Below are 18,139 nucleotides of genomic sequence, written 5' to 3'. Positions count from 1 at the left end.
AGCGTTTTCCACGACCTGATTATAGCAACTTTTTTTTCTGGTTGCTATGGTTTTTTTAAATCCATACAAACTTTTAATAATTCGATTAGCATTAGCGGTTTACGGGATGTAATCGCATCGATTCCCATTCTCACAAACCGCTCCATGTCGCTGCGTTCGTTCACCGTGTAGACCCATACCTTCAGTCCCATCGTATGAGCCAGGTCCACGATCTGCTGACGGCAGGTATCGGCATTCATATTCAATCCCGCATAGCCCTGCTCCCTTGCATCACGGCATACCGACTCCGCAAACTGTTCATACTGCCGGGTCTGCTGCGGCAGCAGCTCGTCCGGGGTATTCATCATGACCTGAATATCCGGGTATCGATTCAATTGTTCATAGGTGTGGCTGAGAAGATACGGCGAATCATCATGCAGCAGAATTGGAGTGCCATCATGGGATACACGTACGTCAACTTCCACGATATCTGCGCCAAGCTGAATGCCTTCAAGGAATGATGCCAACGTATTGTCAGGGTGAATGCCGCATCCCGTGTGGGCGGCGACTAATGTTTTGCCCATCGCAGACTTCCTCTCATCTTGATCTGTATTTCGCTCATACCGTAACACCTGTCGTTTCCAATCCCAGGACGCCGTCCATATCAATAAGCGCAGCGATTGCATCCTCGTATTTTTGGATCTTTTTCAATTTCAATTGAATTCGAACGAGCAGGAGGCAATCACTGGGCCTATCCGTGACATCATCATGATCTACGGAAAGCTTATTGATTTGCATTCCGCTCCGGTTCAAGTGGGTGAGTACATGCCCCAAGCCGGAGGATGTTTTATCCATTTTGATTACGATTTCGCGGATCTTTTTCGTTCGGGAGAACAGCTTCTCCACTTTATTCAGAGCAAACAAGCTAATCACGACGAATAATGTCGATATGACAGCAGCGTAATAAAATCCGGCGCCGGCGGATAAACCGATCGCCCCGGACACCCATAAAGAAGCGGCAGTCGTTAATCCGGATACACCAAGCCCGGTTCTCATGATGGTACCTGCTCCGAGAAAGCCTATCCCGCTAATGACCTGCGCCGCCAACCGCGCCGGGTCGAGCCGTATATTCGGCTCCGACGCAAAGGCGGAGAATCCGTACATCGATAACAGCATAATGACCCCGGAACCGAGGCATACGAGAATATGAGTTCGAAAACCGGCGTAATGGCCGCCTAATTCACGTTCAAGACCGATCAATCCCCCGAGCGCCAGCGCAAGCAGCATTCTAAGGGTCATCTCTGCATAACTTATATGCCAAATAGCCGGATTAAAAGTAAGTCCCATGGCCGTCCATCCTTCTCTGCAGCAAAGTAATTACGTTCTCTGGTATCGATACCAGAGAATCATGCCGACTTGCCCCCTTTCGTTCAACCCTAACGAACCCTGCAGTAGTAACCGCTTACAATTACGATTAAAAATAAAACCCAATTTAACGTGGAGGCAGTACCCTGCTCCTCCGCTTTATTCGATTCTATATAATTTGTTTATTTTTCACAAGAGCTATTTTCGCTGAGACCTGCACATGCCAGATTCACGGACATGGTTTACACAGCTGACGCACGATCCAACAGGATGAAAAGCCGCCTGAGGCTGGATATCCTGCAGGCGACTTCCTGATTCATAGTGAAGAGAAGAGTGCGGTACAGCTCTGTCAGCGGGGCTGGACTACTACCGGCTTACCGGCCTCGGCATGAGCCAAGCGTGATTCGGATCGTTGTAGAACTTCCACGTACGAACCGGCCCTGCCATGACGTTCAGATAATAGACTTCATAGCCCGGCGGCGCGGATACCGGATGATATCCCTTGGGTACAAGCACGGCTTCGCCGCTTGACACCGCCAGAGTTTCGTTCAGCGAACCGTCATCCGTGTACACCCGCTGGACCGCGAAGCCTTGCCCCGGCTGAACTTGATAGTAATAGGTCTCCTCCAGCAGCGATTCCTCCGGAAGAAAGTCCCTGTCATGCTTATGCGGCGGGTAGCTGGACCAATGACCGCCCGGCGTAAACACCTCAACGACCAGCAGGCTGTCAGCCGGCTCCGATTCCGGCAATATGTTATGGATAAGCCGTTCTGTGCTTCCTTGACCGCGAAGCTCCACGCCCACCTGCTCGGGAGCGATCAGCCTCGCAGGCTGCGACCCTTTCCCAGGTGCCCAGCAGACGGCGATTTGAAGGTCGGTGACTGCCGTTACGGCAAACCTGTCCCCTGAGGGAACATACACCGAATACGGCGGAATTTTCTCAAACACGCTCATGCGGCCGCCAATCTGCTTCCATTCCAGCTTATCTGTGGCAATGTCCGCCTTGCCTCCGAGAAGAACGATGCAAGCTTCCCGCTCCTCAGTCGAACGGCTGAGCCGTTCACCAATGCCCAGCGTGTATACTTCAAAGCCGACATGCTCCCAGCCCGCCGACTCCGGAGTGATCCGAAGCAGATTGCCTTCGGAATCCGGGGTTTGACTTGGTTTCACAATCAGATTACTCATCTTAAACGCACCGCCTTTCTGCTTGATGGTTGTTGAACCTATATTTCTGCATATTCTTACGCCTTGCCGGAAGAACCGAACTCGCGTATTTTGGACTGGACGCTCCGCTTCACCGCTTCACGCCCTGCACCCAAATAGGTGCGCGGGTCGTATTCGGTGGCATTCTCCGCTAAATAGCTGCGGATTGCGGCGGTGTTTGCCATTTGATTCTCGGTGTTTACGTTGATTTTGGCAGTGCCAAGCGATATCGCCCGGCGAATTTGTTCGGCTGGAAGGCCGCTGCCGCCGTGCAGAACGAGCGGTAATCCGGTCAACTTCCCGATTGTCTCCATCCGGTCGAATCCAATCCGGGGTTCGCCCTTATAGGGGCCGTGAACCGAGCCAAGCGCCGGAGCCAGACAATCAATGCCGGTCTCCTGCGCCAGCCGGACACATTCCTCGGGTACCGCATACATCGCTTCCGCTTCGTCGACGACGAGGTCGTCCTCCCGTCCGCCAATGCGGCCAAGCTCAGCCTCCACAGAGACATCGAAACGATGCGCTTCTTCAGCGACCTTCTGTGTCAATCGGATGTTCTCCTCCAGAGCGTGATGAGAAGCATCGATCATGACGGACGTGAAGCCGGCGCGAATCGCTTCAGCGCATACTTCGTAGGATGTTCCGTGATCAAGATGCAGGGCAACAGGCACCGTTATCTTGTAGTAGTCTGTGAGCGAACGCACAATGCCCGAAATGCAGGGCAGACCGCCCATGTAGGCGATATATCCCTCGCTCAAACCAAGAATGACCGGTGCCCGTTCCTCTTCCGCAGCCTGCAGGATGGCTTGTGTAAATTCCAGATTATTAAGATTGAACTGGCCGACGGCATATCGGCCTTTGACGGCTTCATTCAACATATCCGTCATTGAGACAAGCGGCAATTCCCTCTCCTCCTTTCGGGTAGAATGGCCCTCAACGGGCATCCCTGTCTTTATTAAGAAAGGGAGCTTACCAACGGGAGGTAACCATTTTCTTTCTCGTATAGAACTCTACGCCGTCCGCTCCATTGGCATGCAAATCACCGTAAAACGATTTCTTCCAGCCGGAGAACGGAAAGAAAGCCATCGGTGCCGGCACACCCAGATTCACGCCGAGCATACCGGCATCGATATTTTCACGGAACTGCCGGACGCTGCTGCCGTCTTGGGTAAAGATGCAGGCACCGTTGGCGAACTCCGAACGATTCGCAAGCTCAATTGCTTCCTCTAAACTTTCAACCCGCACGATGGACAGCACAGGTGCAAAAATTTCATCTTTCCAAATTTTCATGCCGCTGGAAACTTGATCAAAAATCGTCGGTCCAACGAAATACCCGTCTCCGCTCACAGCAGCATCGGTTCGGCCATCGCGAAGCAGCACCGCTCCTTCTTGTACGCCTGCCTCGATATAGCCAAGTGTGCGTTCTTTGTGCTGACCCCGGATGACCGGACCGAGGAAGACGCCCTCTTCCATTCCGTTGCCGATTGTAAGTCCGTCTGCTGCTGTAACCAGCTTGCCGACGAGCGCATCCGCTGCTTCCCCGACTGCAACGACGACGGCACAAGCCATGCATCTTTCGCCCGCGGAGCCGAACGCTGCGTTAACGATTTGGGTGACGGTGTTGTCCATGTCTGCATCAGGCATAACAATGGTGTGATTCTTCGCACCGGCGAGCGCCTGTACGCGTTTGCCATGCGCAGTTCCGGTTGTGTACACATACTCGGCAACCGGCTGTGAGCCGACGAAGGAAATCGCTTTGACATCGGGATGTTCCAGCAGACCGTTCACGACATCATTCGCACCATGCACCAGATTCAGGACGCCGCTTGGCAGGCCGGCTTCCTTGAAGAGCTCGGCAAGACGGTTTGCAAGAAGCGGTGTACGCTCGGATGGCTTAAGCACGAACGTATTCCCGCAGGCAATTGCCAGCGGAAACATCCAGCAGGGCACCATCATCGGGAAGTTAAACGGGGTGATGCCGCCTACGACGCCGATCGGATAACGGAACATCCCCGATTCCACGTTGGTTGCGATATCCGGAAGCTGTTTGCCCATCATCAACGAAGGTGCTCCTGCAGCGAATTCAACGCATTCGATGCCGCGCTGCACTTCGCCGTAAGCCTCTTGATAATTTTTACCGTTTTCCTGAGTTATGATCTGAGCCAGCTCTTCCCAATGATCGACCAGAAGCTGCTGGTATTTGAACAAAATGCGAGCCCGGCGAGGAACCGGCGTTTTGCTCCAAGCTTTGAAATTGTCTTTGGCGTTCTGGACAGCGTGATCCAGATCCTCCTTCGATGACAAAGGAACGTGAGCGATAATTTCATCCGTTGCCGGATTGAATACGGGGGCGGTATTGCCGGACGCGGAAGCGACCCATTCGCCTCCGATGAAATTTTTCAATACTGCGGGTGCCTTCGTTTGAGACATAATGGAAATTCCCCTTTCGAATTAAACTTGTTTGGAAGCGAGCATATAGTCCTCAACCTGCTTGACAGTCGGCATCGCATCCGAGCAGCTGTGGCTGGAAATAACAATCGAAGCGGATGCGCTGCCGAATTCCATACTGCGGCTGGCGCTCCATCCCTGCATAAGTCCGTAAATAAAGCCTGCGGCATAGGAATCGCCGGCACCGAACGTCTTAATCACTTTGGCCGGGAAAATCGAACCGCGGTGAGCGCTGCCATCCTTGCCGTAGGCGATTGAGCCGTCTTTGCCGTGCTTGATGACGACGATTTCGGCATGACAGCCGAACCACTGCGCAGCTGTAAATTCGTCGCTTCGGGTTGTATTCCCATCGAACCGCTCCAGCATGTCGAACTCCTCGCGGGTCCCGATGATGATGTCGCTTTTCTCTGCTGCCAGATGGTAGTAGATCGCCGTTTCCTCGGGCGTTGCCCATGAATAAGGGCGGTAGTCGATATCAAAGACGACCTTCGTTCCATGTTTCCTTGCATAGTTAAGCGCAAGCAGTACAGCTTCGCGGGACGGGCTCTTCGCCAGTGCCGTGCCGGAAACGAGCAGCACCTTGCTGCCAGCAATAAGCGATTCGTCGACTTCCCCCGGCGCGAGCAGCAAATCGGCGGCGTTATCGCGGTACATCAGGATGCTGCAATCCTCGGGGCTCTTGATTTCGGTAAAGGCAAGGCCTGTTACGGCTCCCGTCCGATCCGTGGTTATTCCCGACGTCTCAATGCCGTTTGTCTGCAGATATTGGAGAATAAACCGCCCCATCTGATCATTGGCCACTTTGCCGATAAAGGCAGCTTTCATCCCCAAACGGGACATACCGATGCTAATGTTCGCCGGTGAGCCGCCAACGTATTTCGTAAAGGTCATCGTCTCTTCCATCGGACGATTAATTTCATTGGCATTCAAATCGATGCATAAACGGCCGATCGCTACAAAATCGAATGCTTTATCAGCTGCAAATGAAACATGCTCCATCATAAGCCCTTCTTTCTGTTAGGTTGGAGAGCGGCTGTCTACAGCACGAGCTCCATGTATACCAGCGACTGCCCAGCATGTAAATTTGGTTATCATAGGCAAGGCCTGATCCTGCTGGGGCAGGCCTTGACCGTTACTTTTCCGCTTAGATAAAAGGATGAAATTAATAAGGCCGCGCTGCTTTCACATTCTTCCGCATCTGCTCGTGCGCCTTCAGCACCTTGCCGCTCACCGACACTTCAGGTACGCCCACATGCCACCAAGACTCGTAGCCATCGGTGTTGGTTCCCGGAAGCACCTTGATCTCTACGAGCACAGGTCCCGGCTCTGCTTTGGCCAGCTGGAGCGCCTGCTCCAGCTCTTCAGCGGTACGCGCCGTATAAGAGGCTGCGCCCAAGCTGCGGGCATGCGCGGCAAAGTCGATCGGCATATACGAACCGTTCAGGCGGCCCGTCTCTTTGGAGCGGAAGCGGAACTCATTGCCGAATCCGTCGCTGCCGTGTCCGCGCTGCAGGTTATGAATGCATTGAAAGCCATGGTTGTCGAACAGCAGCACAGTCAGCTTGACCCCTTCTTGAATAGCCGTCACAAACTCGGAGTGCAGCATGATATAGCTGCCGTCGCCTACGAATGCATACACGTTCCGTTCCGGTTCCGCAAGAGCTGCGCCGAATGCTCCGCTGACCTCGTATCCCATACAGGAGAAGCCGTATTCCATGTGGTAGGTCTTCGGCTCTACGGTTCTCCATACCCGGTGCAGGTCGCCCGGCAGACTGCCGGCGGCACAGACAACGACATCTGTCGATTCTACGAAACCGTTGATGACACCGACTGCGCGCGTCTGCGTCAGCCCTTCGTCGCTCTCTAGCGCATACAGGCGGTCCACTTCATGATCCCATTCCGTTTTAAGGCTGCTGATGTGCAGCGAAGAATAACCGGAGCGGTAACCGCGTGCGGTCAATGCTTCCTGTAGAGCGGCAATCGCTTCCTTCGCATCTGCCGTAACGACCACAGCATCCATCTTGACCGCATCGAATGCGCTCACATTTAGATTCAGGAAAGCGACATCCGGATTTTGAAACGCCCACTTGGAAGCCGTTGTAAAGTCCGAGAAGCGCGTACCGACGCCGATGATCAGATCCGCTTCAGCGGCGATGCGGTTGGCCGCGAGCGTTCCGGTTGTGCCGACTCCGCCGAGACTAAGCGGATGATCCCAAGGGACCGCGCTTTTCCCGGCCTGTGTTTCAGCTACAGGAATGCCGCAGGCTTCCGCGAATGCGAGCAGTTCCTTCGCTGCCCCTGCATAATGGACGCCGCCGCCTGCGATGATGAGCGGCTTCTTCTTATTCATGACCAAATTAACGGCGCGATCAATCGCATCAGGAGCGGCCGGCCGGCGATCCAGGTATTGAACCCGCTTCTCGAAGAAAGAGGCTGGATAATCATAGGCTTCCGCCTGAACATCCTGAGGCAGCGCCAACGTGACGGCACCTGTCTCCACAGGATCGGTCAGCACCCGCATCGCCTGAAGAAGCGAAGACATCAGCTGCTCCGGGCGGACGATCCGGTCCCAGAACTTGCTGACAGGCTTAAATGCATCCGTCGCAGAGATCGAATAGTCGCTCGGAACTTCCAGCTGCTGCAGGACAGGATCCGGCTGGCGGGAGGCGAAATTGTCTCCCGGCAGCAGCAGAACCGGAATACGATTGACCGTTGCCGTAGCAGCGCCGGTCACCATATTGAGTGCACCCGGGCCGATTGAAGAGGTGCAGGCAAAGATTTGACGACGATTTTTCTGTTTGGCAAATGCCGCAGCCGCGTGAACCATGCCCTGTTCGCTTTTGCCCTGCAGAAACGTCAGTTCACCGGCTTCACGCTCGAGCGCTTCGCCAAGACCCGTTACATTACCATGTCCAAAGATACCCATGACACCCTGGACAAACTTAATCTCTTCGCCATCAACGGACAAATACTGTTGATCCAAAAACTTCAGCAAAGCCTGTGACATGGTCAATCGAATTGTCTTCATCGGCAAATACCTCGTTTTGTAGTAGATTGAATTGCTAGACTTCAAGACGCACAAGAAAAGTTTTGATTTCATAAGGTTTCAGTACGATTTCAGCACCTTGAAAATCCTCTTCTCTAATATTCCTTTCCATGAGATCACATTCCTTTATCGAAAGGATATGTTGATCACTCCCGATCTTGAATTGAGTCCGGAGTCCTGCAAACTCGTGAATCCGCAGCACCAGCTGCCTGCCATCCTCTGCCTTTTTGACTGCATCTACCATCACGTTTGGAACAGACAGCTTGAACATGGAGAATGAACGCAGGTCAGCCCCGCCTTCGATACAAGTCAACGGGTTATTTAGCGACCAGGCTTCCTGTACCGTTCCGCCCGCATACCAATCTCCTTCATGCGGAAGAAGAGCATAGACAAAATCATGCTCTCCGATGTCAGCGTCCGGATCCGGATTAACAGCGGATTTGAGCAGCGAGAGACGGATCACATTATCCTTGATGTCATAGCCGTATTTGCAGTCATTCAGCAGGCTTACGCCGCAGCCGCGCTCGGACAAATCCGCCCATTGATGCCCCACCGATTCGAATCTTGCATAATCCCAGCTTGTATTCCAATGTGTCGGACGTTTAACGTTTCCGAATTGGATGTCATATGTGGCCTCGGTAGAGCGGACATCTACGGGGAAAGCCACTTTCAAGAGCTGTTGATGCTCCTGCCAATTGATATGCGTACGGAAATCAATCCGCCTGCTACCTGTATACACAGTCATTCGCTGTGAAATCTCAGAATTCGCATACCGCCACTTGAATTCAACAACCGCCGCCAAAGGCCCGATTTCCACGAGCTCGGCAGACAGCAGCTCGGAGATTACCCGCATTTTCTCCTGATAAAAAATATCAATGTCCCATGCTTCAAAGTTTAGCGGTTTGTCCTCAAATACCTGCAGTTCATTGCCAATTGAATCTTTGGCAAGAACATCGCGGCGATAATCCAGATCGTAAATACGGACCAATTGACCGGAATCATTCCACTGAATCTCGTAATGAGGCGTCTTCAGCAAGCGGCCTTCCAGCTTGAAAGGCGTTTCGGCCGTTACGCTGAAAAGCTGAGCGCCATCAGCCGCATAATGAATGGCTGCCATCCCAAGTGGAGGCAATTCGGCCGTTTCGACGAGCCAACGCCCATTCGAATACTGGGCTTGCAGCCTGCGCCCATCCTGATGCGTCCATGCGCTTTCCTGAGGAATGTTTGCTCCCGAGATTTCCAGCAAATCGCTTCGCTCCCATGACGAGCTGTTGAGAACCGTCAAGGCGCCTTCTTCCTGACGGCTGCCAATCCTAGCAGCTGCCCCGTTCCATGCCGCCTCGGCGATTGACATCGCTTGTGCATATTCCTCACGGCTGTCCTCATACACTTCCTTTATCGAAGAGCCGGGAATAATATCGTGGAACTGATTGCGCAGAATGATCGTCCAGCCGCTGTTCAGCTGCTCCTGCGGGTAATGACCCCAATTACCGCTCTGCAGGACAGCCATCGCGCTCAGCCACTCTGTCTCGCGATAAAGCAGCTCCAGCTTGCGGTTCATCCGTTTGTTATAGGCTTGACTCGTATAAGTGCCGCGATGGTATTCGAGGTAAAGCTCGCCGTCCCATACATGCACATAGCGGTCGGTATCTTCAACGGTTTGATGCAGGCGGTCAAAATAATCATCCGCCCGCCCGGCCGTTACATTCGGCAGTCCCGGCATCGTCTCCAACCGGCGGCGCATCTCCAGCATCTCCCGATTGACACCCCCGCCGCCATCTCCATAACCGTAAGACAGCAGCAGCTCCTGATTCACTTCTTTGTCCTGATAGCCGTCCCATGCGCCTTTGACGGTCTCCGGCGAGATCAAGCCGTTATACGTATAGAAAAAGTTATTGGCTTCTTCCCAATCATCCGGGGTTGTAATGAAATGCGTCAGCACCTCGGATCCGTCGATTCCACGCCATTTGAAGGTGTCATGCGGCATTCGATTGAACTGGTTCCAGCTGATTTTGGTCGTCATGAACGTTTTAAATCCGGACTTCCGCAAAATTTGCGGCAGCGCCCAGCTGTATCCGAATACATCAGGCAGCCACAGATACGTGCTCTCCACGCCGAATTCCTCCCGCATGAAACGGGTACCGAACAGGAATTGCCGCACAAGCGACTCCCCCGAAGTCAGATTGCAGTCGGCTTCAAGCCACATGCCCCCGCCAATCTCCCAGCGCCCTTCGCGGATCCGTTCACGGATTTGCTCATAGATATCCGGGTAATCTTCCTTTATATAAGCGTACAGCTGAGGCTGCGTCTGCAGAAACACATAGTCAGGGAACCGTTCCATCAGCCTCAGGACGGTAGAAAATGAACGGGCCGATTTCTCACGGGTATGCCTCAGCCTCCACAGCCAGGCAACGTCGATATGCGTATGCCCGACACAGGTAACCGTAACGGGATGCTGCTTCTCGAACTGGCCTAGTTCAGCAATCAGCAGCTCTCTTGCTTCATAAACAGAATCATAATAAGCCGCCGAACCAGGATCGGACCAATCCACCTTCAAGAAAGCGCGATCCAGTGCTTTGACTAGATTAATGCGGACAGGGCTGCCTGTCTCCAGAACTTGAATCGTTTCCAGAACAGCTCTGCCTGTATAGTAGAAATCATCCATTTTGTCATCCAGCCAGCATAGCTCGGCACGTCTAACGGTATGCTTCATCTCGCGCGGCCTGCCGCCCCCATCCAGCCCGGACCACAGCCGGATATCCAGCTTTCCGATCGTCCCGGCTGCATCCTCCGGCAGAAATACCTCTTGATGGTTGGAATCGACGCCTTGATAAGGAATCCCGTTCCAATAGAGCAGCGATTCGAAGCCGTCATTATTGCCTCCGCCCGTCTCTCCGAAATCGAAGCGTCCCAGTATGGTTTTACCGGTCCATTCCTGCGGGACTTCAACGGTGCGGGAGAGCCAAATATAACGGTCGCGGCCTGTCCAAGTCTCGCCGGTTTTCAGTTCGAAGGTGGGCGAAATTTCCGCCGGCCTTGCTCCTGCTGCCCCAAGCTCGTCCTCTGCTGCGGAGAAGCTCACAAGCGGCATCGCATCGCGATAGCGGGTTCCGCTTATCTCGTGAAGCCTCGCTCTCAGCTTCTTTTCTGTAAATAACACGTCATCCTCACCTCTCCCTAGAGAATTCAACTTTAGAGCGTTTTCTCAAGCTTCAGCAAATTTTCCAAACTGAGAGCTAAGCTGTCCATCGGTTTTCCCGGGCAGTAGTCCTGCTCGACTGCAAACCATTCAACGCCATGATCCAAACCCCACCGCAGAATCGGAGCAAAATCGATAAGGCCGGTTCCGATTTCAGCGAATGTTTGCCGTCCGTCCGCCGTCATGTCCTTCAAATGAAGGATCGGCATCCGATTCGCGTAATTGCGGATGAACGAAAGCGGGTCCTGCCCCGCTTTCATCACCCAGTAGGTATCGATTTCCGCATAAACAGCCGGATCTTCCAGTACATATTCGAGGGCGAATTTCCCGTCAATGGTCGTATGAAATTCAAAATCATGATTATGATAGCCAACCCGATAACCGGATCCATTTACTTTAGAGGCCGTTTCGAGCAGATCTTGCCGAACGCTGGCATATCCTTCCGGGTTCTGCAGGCCGTCCGGAAGCGAATGGCAGATGAAGTCTTTGGTTCCGAATAGATCGGCTTCTTCCAATACCGCGGCCAAATCATGCTTCATCCGTTCCAAACCAACATGCATGCCTGCGGTTTTCAATCCGAGCTCCTTCATGACAGCCGACAGATCGCGGGCGGAGTTGCCGTGCAGACCGTCGATTTGAACCGCCGCCCATCCCATTTTGCTCAGCTCTCTAAGTACCCCTTCGAAATCCTGTTTCACTTCGTTTCTTAATGTATACAGCTGAGCTGCTAACCGATGTTTGATCATTGTGCAATCGCCTCCCTTTTTAGATCCAGCCACTCTACTTCCTGTGCGGTTAACGGCAGATTCATGGACTGAATCGATGATGCAAGCTCCTCCGGATTACGCGGCCCGATGATTGCACTGGTCGGGAAAGGCTGGCAAAGAACATAGGATAAGGCAAGCTGTATCGGCGACACCTGCTTCTCTTCCGCAAGTATAACAGTACGTCTGTAACGTTCCCAGTTGCTGCTGCTGTAATAGACTCTGACCATTTCCTGATCCGACTGATTGTCCGGGGTAAAGTTCCCCGAGAAAAATCCGCCCGCTTGGGCAGACCAGGACAGCAGCGGGAGCTGGTTCGCCTCATGCCAGCTGCAGGTCTGTTCGTCAGCGGATACGCAGCCCGCCCACCTAGGTTCGTTAGGCTTAGCTAAGCTGAGGTTCGGACTGTTGAAGGCAAACCCTGTCAGCTTATGATCAGCCGCGTATTGGTTGGCTTCCTGGATCCGCTGATGCGACCAGTTCGAAGCGCCGATCGCCCGAATCCGCTTAGCCTTTAGATGCTCGTTCAGCTCTTCCATGATCGGCCCAACCTCTACATCCGGATCGTCGCGGTGAAGAGCGTACAAATCGACGTAATCCGTGCCCAGCCTTTCCAGGCTTTCCGTCAGATCTTTTCTAATCGCCTGCGGATTCACCCGCGGCCCCGGACTCCCATCATCATGATGGGCGCCTTTGGTGAGAATAACGACCTTTTCCCTCAAATTCTTCTCTTCCAGCCACTGTCCCAGAATCTGCTCTCTGCCCCGGTATTGATGAGCGGTATCAAACGCATTGCCGCCGGCTTGAACGAATGCATCCAGCATATTGCGCTCAGACTCTCCTAAGTTCCTTAAATCACCAGTACCCATGATAAGACGGGAAATCGGCTTGTCTACTCCTTCAATCTGCATATATTTCATCCTAAATCCTCCTCTTTGCAAGCTGCAACAAGCATTATTCATCCTCTTTAAAGACAGGCTTCAACTTAAGCTCAAACTGGAATTCCTTCTCGCTCAGCCGGTAAGCTTCTGCCAGCTCAGGCCCGCAGGAATTGGAGCCGACACCGCTCATCTTATAATCCAAATGAACGATGGTTTCCTTTCGCTTGGCCAGCTCCCATGTGTGGGCGGCTTTCGTCAAATCTTCCGGTGTAAAATGCGACGCATGGAAGGAGAAGCCTCCCGGCGCCGAGAATTGAAGGCCCATGCCCTGCTCATTAGAAACGACAGCCCACTGCGTACCATATCTCGCTCCGTTCTCTTGAGGCATGATATAGTTCTCGAACATCTCGTCAACGGTCGTCAGGAACCGTCCTCTTCGGACGCTTTGGCGTTTGTCGATGTAGCTCTCATGCGGTCCGAAACCGGAGTATTCCACTTCTTCCATCCCCTGCGGCATGGATAGCCGGAGTCCGAACCGGGGGAGATACGGAAACTGACGCTCATTCTGAATCTTGGTTGTCACCAAGAGATCGACCGCTCCATTCCGGTTCACCTTCCAGCACGCTTCACCCCGAAGGATGGTAAACCGGCTTACAGCACCTATTGAAAACCGGCTTCGGATTTCAATTGCGCCATCCTGGGTTTGTTCCCACCCGCATTGGTACACTTTCATGAGCGCACGGTCGTAACCTTCCTCGAGCCATTTTTCCTTCACATGCATATCATTGTCCGTCGGCGCACGCCAGATCGAGAATTGGGCAGGAGCTGCAAGCATCTCCACTCCATGCCTGGATAACCGCTGCAGGGTGCCGTCTTGCAGGTTGAACACATGAGCGAAATCAAAGCCTTCCACCATGAGCAGCTGCCCCTTCTGCTCGGCTTGAACAGAAGTTGTCCCCTTCGGCATCACTTCAGGTTCAGGCTCATTCTTCAATCCGGCTGTCCATTCGAACTGCTCGAAGGTGATTTCATGTCCGGCTTCCGCCCAGACTGTTTCTTCTTTCAACCAACAAGACAAGGTGAGAACATAATGTCCGGACGCCGCCTCCGGCACCAGGTAAGGAAGGCTCACAATCTGAGAGCTGTGAGGTCCGGCCTTGATGGACTCCAGCTGTCCTTGGTGAATCATCCTGCCATCCTCTTCTAATTTCCAGAACACGCCGATATGGGAGAGATCGATAAAGTCGTATAAGTTCGTCACCTTAATTTCCCCGATTGGCAGGTTCTCTTCCTCGATACGAATAGGAGCAATGATCTTCTTAAGCTCGAGCAGTCCGGTATGAGGCTTCCGGTCAGGCGTAACAAGCCCGTCGATGCAGAAATTCCCATCATTAGGCGTATCTCCGAAATCTCCTCCATAAGCATAAAAAGGCGTTCCGTCTTCCGTTTGCGTCTGGATTCCATGATCGGACCATTCCCACACGCAGCCGCCCATCAGCTTCGGATAGCGGTAAATCACCTCCCAATAATCGAACAAATCGCCGGGACCGTTCCCCATCGCATGGCTGTATTCACACAAGAACAACGGCTTCTTTTGATTCTCGTCACGGGCGTACGCTTCTATTTGCTGTACGGAGGCATACATGCGGCTCTCCAAATCGAGGCAATCCACTTGAGAGCTGCCTTCGTAATGCGGAGCCGCGCCCTCGTAATGAATCGGAATGGACGTTTCACGCGATCTCACCCATTCAGCCATCGCGATATGATTGGCCCCGTAGCCAGACTCATTACCGAGTGACCACATCACGACACACGGGTGATTCTTGTCCCGTTCCACCATTCGAACGGCCCGGTCCACAAACGCAGCTTGCCAAGCAGGATCACGGGAAAGCTTATGGAACACCCCATCCTGAAAATCACCGGCGCTCCCAATTCCATGGCATTCCAAGTCGGCTTCATCGATCACATAAAAGCCGTATTCATTGCACAGCTCCATAAATCTGGAGTCACTCGGATAATGGGAGGTGCGGATCGTATTGATATTATGCTTCTTCATCAGAATAAGGTCTTTGATCATATGCTTAACCGGAATCGTCTGGCCAAGCTCCGGATGGGAGTCATGCCGATTTACGCCTTTGAGCTTGACGGCTTGCCCATTGACCTTGAACACGCCAGCTTCAATCGCAACCTGCTTGAATCCTACCGGGAACTGAAGAACTTCTCCGCCGCTGTGGACATAAAGCCGGTACAGGTAAGGTTTCTCGGCATTCCATAAGACCGGATCCTTTAATTCGAATTGGAGCGTTCCTTTTCCATCCACAATCTCTTGAATCGAACCTACGATAGTCCCCTGTGCATCTTTCAATTCCGCGCGAATTTCCAGGCGGCCTGTTGTTTCAATCTCCGCTGCTAAGGCAGCCTTGCGGAAGCCGTCTTGGAAAGTCTGTTTATTCCATACATCCCGGACATGGGTGGCATCGCGCTCAAGCAGGTATACATCCCGGAATATGCCGGAGTACCGCCATAGATCCTGGTCCTCCAGATAGGAGCCGTCGCACCATTTGAGCACCATGACGGCGACACGGTTCTTCCCTTCCCGAAGAAGAGAGGATACTTCGAATTCCGCCGGCATCCGGCTGCCCTGGCTGTAACCGGCAAACTTCCCGTTTACCCAGAAGTAGAAGCAAGCGTTAACGCCTTCAAAGACGATATACCGTTCTTTGCCCGGCATCGGCTTCGAAACGTTGAACTCCCTCACATAAAGCCCAGCCGGATTATCTTCCGGTACATAAGGAGGATCACATGGGAAAGGATAATTAAGATTCGTATAATGAAGCTGGTCATAGCCTTTCACCTGCCAGCAGGACGGAACAATTAATTCGTCCCAGGCGCTGACATCCGCATCTTCCTCGTAGAAGGGTTCCACCACGTCATGGACGGTACGGTGATATTGAAATTTCCAGTTTCCGTTCAAGGTTTGGTAATACGGGGATTGACCCCGTCTTCCGGATTTCGCCGACTGCTCATCCGCATAGGGAATGTAATAGGCTCGGGGTGCCTGCCTATTCACCTGAAGAACGTTCAGATCCTCCCAATATTTGTTGATTTGAATCATCGAAACCGCTCCTTTACGTTAAAGCGAATCATCAATCAAAGTACCCGTTTTTTCATCAAGCCGTAAATCAATTCACCGAATAGACTGTTAGCCCAGGCAAACCACGGACTCTCGTGTCTCCTCTTCATTTAGCAGATTCCGATACGGTCAAATCTTTCTCGCGCTGAAGAATGAAAGCTTTCAATCCTTCAAGGTTCGGCGTTCCTGTACTTCCTCCATATGCGCCAACGGAAAGAGCGCCGCATGCGTTACCGTATCGAAGGCTTGTTTCTACATCCATGCCTGACAAATAGCCGTAGAGATAACCCGCGTTAAAGGAATCCCCCGCACCGGTCGTATCGACAGCTTCAACCTGATAGGCCGGATGGCGGGTCAGCATTCCGTTTTTCATGGCAGCAGCTCCGTTTGAGCCTAGTTTGACTACAACCTGATTGCAGTAATCAGTCATATAACGGAGGCTCTCTTCCACATTCTCAAGTCCTGTATAATGAAGAGCTTCGGTCTCATTCATGAGAAAAACATCGAAATACCGCATGAAGTCGAACAAGCAGCTGTCCCATTCCCCCGAGTCATCCCAGCCTACATCGCAGGACAAGGTGATTCCTTTTTCTTTCAGCGATTTGGCTAGTGCCGTGTACTGCTCATGATTCCGTCTTCCTTTGTACCCTGTCACGTGAACATGCTTGCTTTGGGCGATTTGATCAAGGTCCAGCTGATCCACCTGCAGTTCCAAATTCGATCCCGCATAGGTAATGAAGGACCGGTCCGTATCGGGATTAAATGCAATCGAAATTCCTGTATGATGAACCCGGCTCGTTTGAATCATTCTGGTATCGATACCATGAGCGGCGAAACGTTCTTTGATAAATCTTCCATTGCCGTCATCCCCTAAAACCCCGTTAAAAGCCACATGCAGACCGAGCTTGGCCAAAGAGACCGAGAAAAGCGCGGCCCCCCCGCCTAAATGCATCATCATGCTGTCCACAAAAACTTCCTGACCGGGCTCTGGAACTTGATCGCACCCCACTACCACAAGATCAATGTTAGCATCCCCGATGACAACTGCGTCGAATGTTTCCAACCTGCTTCTCCCTCTTCCAATCACAATATAATTTCGTTTATGAGTGATCTCTATAAGCCTTACAGCTATCACGTACTACAAGCTTATGCTTTAAAATAACGTCGTTTAACGGTTCTTCTTCATTACCTGCAATCATTCGGAGCAGCTTATCGACGGTCACTTTACCCATCTCCAAAATAGGCTGCTCCATGGAGGATAAGCGCGGACGTACCTGCTCTGTCAGCTGGCTTCCGTCAAATCCGATGACGGACAGATCATCCGGAACTTTAAGACCACAGTCATGAATGCCGTTCATAGCTCCAACCGCCATGTCGTCACTGACCGCAAAAACAGCAGTAGGCCGCGTCTCATTCGCCAATATTTCCTTCATTAAATCGTACCCGCTTTGCGTCTTATAATCGCCAAACCGGATATAATCATCTTCAACTTTAATCCCGCAATCAGACAGCGCATTGCTGTACCCGAGATACCGGTTTTGTCCGGAGGTCACATCTCTCATGTCCCCGCCGATAAACCCGATCCGCGAATGGCCGAGTCCGATCAAATGGCGAGTCGCATCATAGGCTGCCGCATAATCGTCAATAATGACGGATACAAATTGTTGATCAGCCGGTTTAACGCTGGAGAATAAGAATGGAATATCCAGGCTTTGAATCAATTCGCGAATTTCCTCACTAAACTTTTCATGCATGATAATGATGCCGTCGACACGCATCTGCTTGAATATCTGCAGGTATTTGAGCTCTTTATCGGTATCCTCGAGAATATTGCATACCATCAGATTATAGTCATTGAGACTTGCCGTTCTCTCGATTGTACTTAGAATCGTAGAGTAAAAGCTCGACGTAATGTCCGGAACGATTACGCCAATAAGATTCGTTTTCTTCAGCACAAGACTTCTGGCGATATGACTAGGCGTGTATCCGAGCTCGTCAATGGCCCGTTTAACTCTGGCCTTCAGATCGTCTTTAACATATTTCTCGCCGTTTAACACCCTCGAAACCGTCGTTACGGAAACGCCCGCTTGCTTAGCGACATCCTTAATCTTCGGCGCCATT

13 protein-coding genes are annotated in these 18,139 nt (G+C 52.3%); all 13 read right to left on the bottom strand.

Features of this window, described 5'->3' with window-relative positions; genetic code table 11:
* Positions 1–44: 44 nt before the first annotated feature.
* The 13 genes from ACFPYJ_RS01935 to ACFPYJ_RS01875 all read right to left on the bottom strand — a co-directional run bounded on the left by ACFPYJ_RS01935 (position 45) and on the right by ACFPYJ_RS01875 (position 18,138).
* Positions 45–563 carry a glycerophosphodiester phosphodiesterase gene (locus tag ACFPYJ_RS01935; protein ID WP_379186358.1) on the bottom strand — a complete coding sequence of 173 codons (519 nt, stop codon included), beginning with the start codon at positions 561–563 and terminating at the stop codon, positions 45–47.
* Positions 564–597: 34 nt separating this feature from the next.
* On the bottom strand, positions 598–1,326 hold the full coding sequence (locus tag ACFPYJ_RS01930) for an MgtC/SapB family protein (protein ID WP_379186357.1): 729 nt from the start codon (positions 1,324–1,326) through the stop codon (positions 598–600).
* A 384-nt stretch (positions 1,327–1,710) separates the two neighbouring features.
* Entirely contained in the window at positions 1,711–2,529 is an 819-nt protein-coding gene (iolB, locus tag ACFPYJ_RS01925) for a 5-deoxy-glucuronate isomerase (protein WP_379186356.1), read from the bottom strand.
* 56 nt (positions 2,530–2,585) lie between these two features.
* A complete protein-coding gene (fba, locus tag ACFPYJ_RS01920) occupies positions 2,586–3,449 on the bottom strand; it encodes a class II fructose-1,6-bisphosphate aldolase (RefSeq protein ID WP_379186355.1) in 864 nt (287 codons plus the stop codon).
* Between the two features lie 67 nt (positions 3,450–3,516).
* Positions 3,517–4,977, bottom strand: a complete 1,461-nt coding sequence (locus ACFPYJ_RS01915) for a CoA-acylating methylmalonate-semialdehyde dehydrogenase (RefSeq protein WP_379186354.1) — start codon at positions 4,975–4,977, stop codon at positions 3,517–3,519.
* Positions 4,978–4,998: 21 nt separating this feature from the next.
* Entirely contained in the window at positions 4,999–5,994 is a 996-nt protein-coding gene (gene iolC, locus ACFPYJ_RS01910) for a 5-dehydro-2-deoxygluconokinase (RefSeq protein ID WP_379186353.1), read from the bottom strand.
* A 163-nt stretch (positions 5,995–6,157) separates the two neighbouring features.
* Positions 6,158–8,023, bottom strand: coding sequence for a 3D-(3,5/4)-trihydroxycyclohexane-1,2-dione acylhydrolase (decyclizing) (gene iolD, locus ACFPYJ_RS01905; RefSeq protein WP_379186352.1), 1,866 nt, complete (start codon positions 8,021–8,023; stop codon positions 6,158–6,160).
* 34 nt (positions 8,024–8,057) lie between these two features.
* Positions 8,058–11,201, bottom strand: coding sequence for an alpha-mannosidase (locus ACFPYJ_RS01900; protein WP_379186351.1), 3,144 nt, complete (start codon positions 11,199–11,201; stop codon positions 8,058–8,060).
* Between the two features lie 32 nt (positions 11,202–11,233).
* The gene (locus ACFPYJ_RS01895) at positions 11,234–11,986 is read right to left on the bottom strand and encodes a sugar phosphate isomerase/epimerase family protein (protein WP_379186350.1); all 753 of its coding nucleotides are present in this window, start codon (positions 11,984–11,986) and stop codon (positions 11,234–11,236) included.
* Positions 11,983–12,924 carry an aldo/keto reductase gene (locus tag ACFPYJ_RS01890; protein WP_379186349.1) on the bottom strand — a complete coding sequence of 314 codons (942 nt, stop codon included), beginning with the start codon at positions 12,922–12,924 and terminating at the stop codon, positions 11,983–11,985. The genes ACFPYJ_RS01895 and ACFPYJ_RS01890 overlap by 4 nt, the downstream gene beginning before the upstream one ends.
* Positions 12,925–12,958: 34 nt before the next feature.
* The gene (locus ACFPYJ_RS01885) at positions 12,959–16,000 is read right to left on the bottom strand and encodes a glycoside hydrolase family 2 TIM barrel-domain containing protein (protein WP_379186348.1); all 3,042 of its coding nucleotides are present in this window, start codon (positions 15,998–16,000) and stop codon (positions 12,959–12,961) included.
* 124 nt (positions 16,001–16,124) lie between these two features.
* A complete protein-coding gene (locus ACFPYJ_RS01880) occupies positions 16,125–17,081 on the bottom strand; it encodes a carbohydrate kinase family protein (protein ID WP_379186347.1) in 957 nt (318 codons plus the stop codon).
* 37 nt (positions 17,082–17,118) lie between these two features.
* Entirely contained in the window at positions 17,119–18,138 is a 1,020-nt protein-coding gene (locus ACFPYJ_RS01875; protein ID WP_379186346.1) for a LacI family DNA-binding transcriptional regulator, read from the bottom strand.
* Between the last annotated feature and the right edge of the window lies 1 nt (position 18,139).

The sequence above is a fragment of the Paenibacillus solisilvae genome (assembly GCF_042656405.1).
Classification (GTDB): domain Bacteria; phylum Bacillota; class Bacilli; order Paenibacillales; family Paenibacillaceae; genus Paenibacillus_Z; species Paenibacillus_Z solisilvae.
This window is presented reverse-complemented; position numbering and strand designations above follow the sequence as displayed.

Excerpts from the sequence above, each read along its gene's own strand:
- ACFPYJ_RS01935 (WP_379186358.1), bottom strand. The coding sequence starts at position 563 with ATGGGCAAAACATTAGTCGCCGCCCACACGGGATGCGGCATTCACCCT.
- ACFPYJ_RS01930 (WP_379186357.1), bottom strand. The coding sequence starts at position 1,326 with ATGGGACTTACTTTTAATCCGGCTATTTGGCATATAAGTTATGCAGAG.
- iolB (WP_379186356.1), bottom strand. The coding sequence starts at position 2,529 with ATGAGTAATCTGATTGTGAAACCAAGTCAAACCCCGGATTCCGAAGGC.
- ACFPYJ_RS01915 (WP_379186354.1), bottom strand. The coding sequence starts at position 4,977 with ATGTCTCAAACGAAGGCACCCGCAGTATTGAAAAATTTCATCGGAGGC.
- iolC (WP_379186353.1), bottom strand. The coding sequence starts at position 5,994 with ATGGAGCATGTTTCATTTGCAGCTGATAAAGCATTCGATTTTGTAGCG.
- iolD (WP_379186352.1), bottom strand. The coding sequence starts at position 8,023 with ATGAAGACAATTCGATTGACCATGTCACAGGCTTTGCTGAAGTTTTTG.
- ACFPYJ_RS01895 (WP_379186350.1), bottom strand. The coding sequence starts at position 11,986 with ATGATCAAACATCGGTTAGCAGCTCAGCTGTATACATTAAGAAACGAA.
- ACFPYJ_RS01890 (WP_379186349.1), bottom strand. The coding sequence starts at position 12,924 with ATGAAATATATGCAGATTGAAGGAGTAGACAAGCCGATTTCCCGTCTT.
- ACFPYJ_RS01885 (WP_379186348.1), bottom strand. The coding sequence starts at position 16,000 with ATGATTCAAATCAACAAATATTGGGAGGATCTGAACGTTCTTCAGGTG.
- ACFPYJ_RS01875 (WP_379186346.1), bottom strand. The coding sequence starts at position 18,138 with ATGGCGCCGAAGATTAAGGATGTCGCTAAGCAAGCGGGCGTTTCCGTA.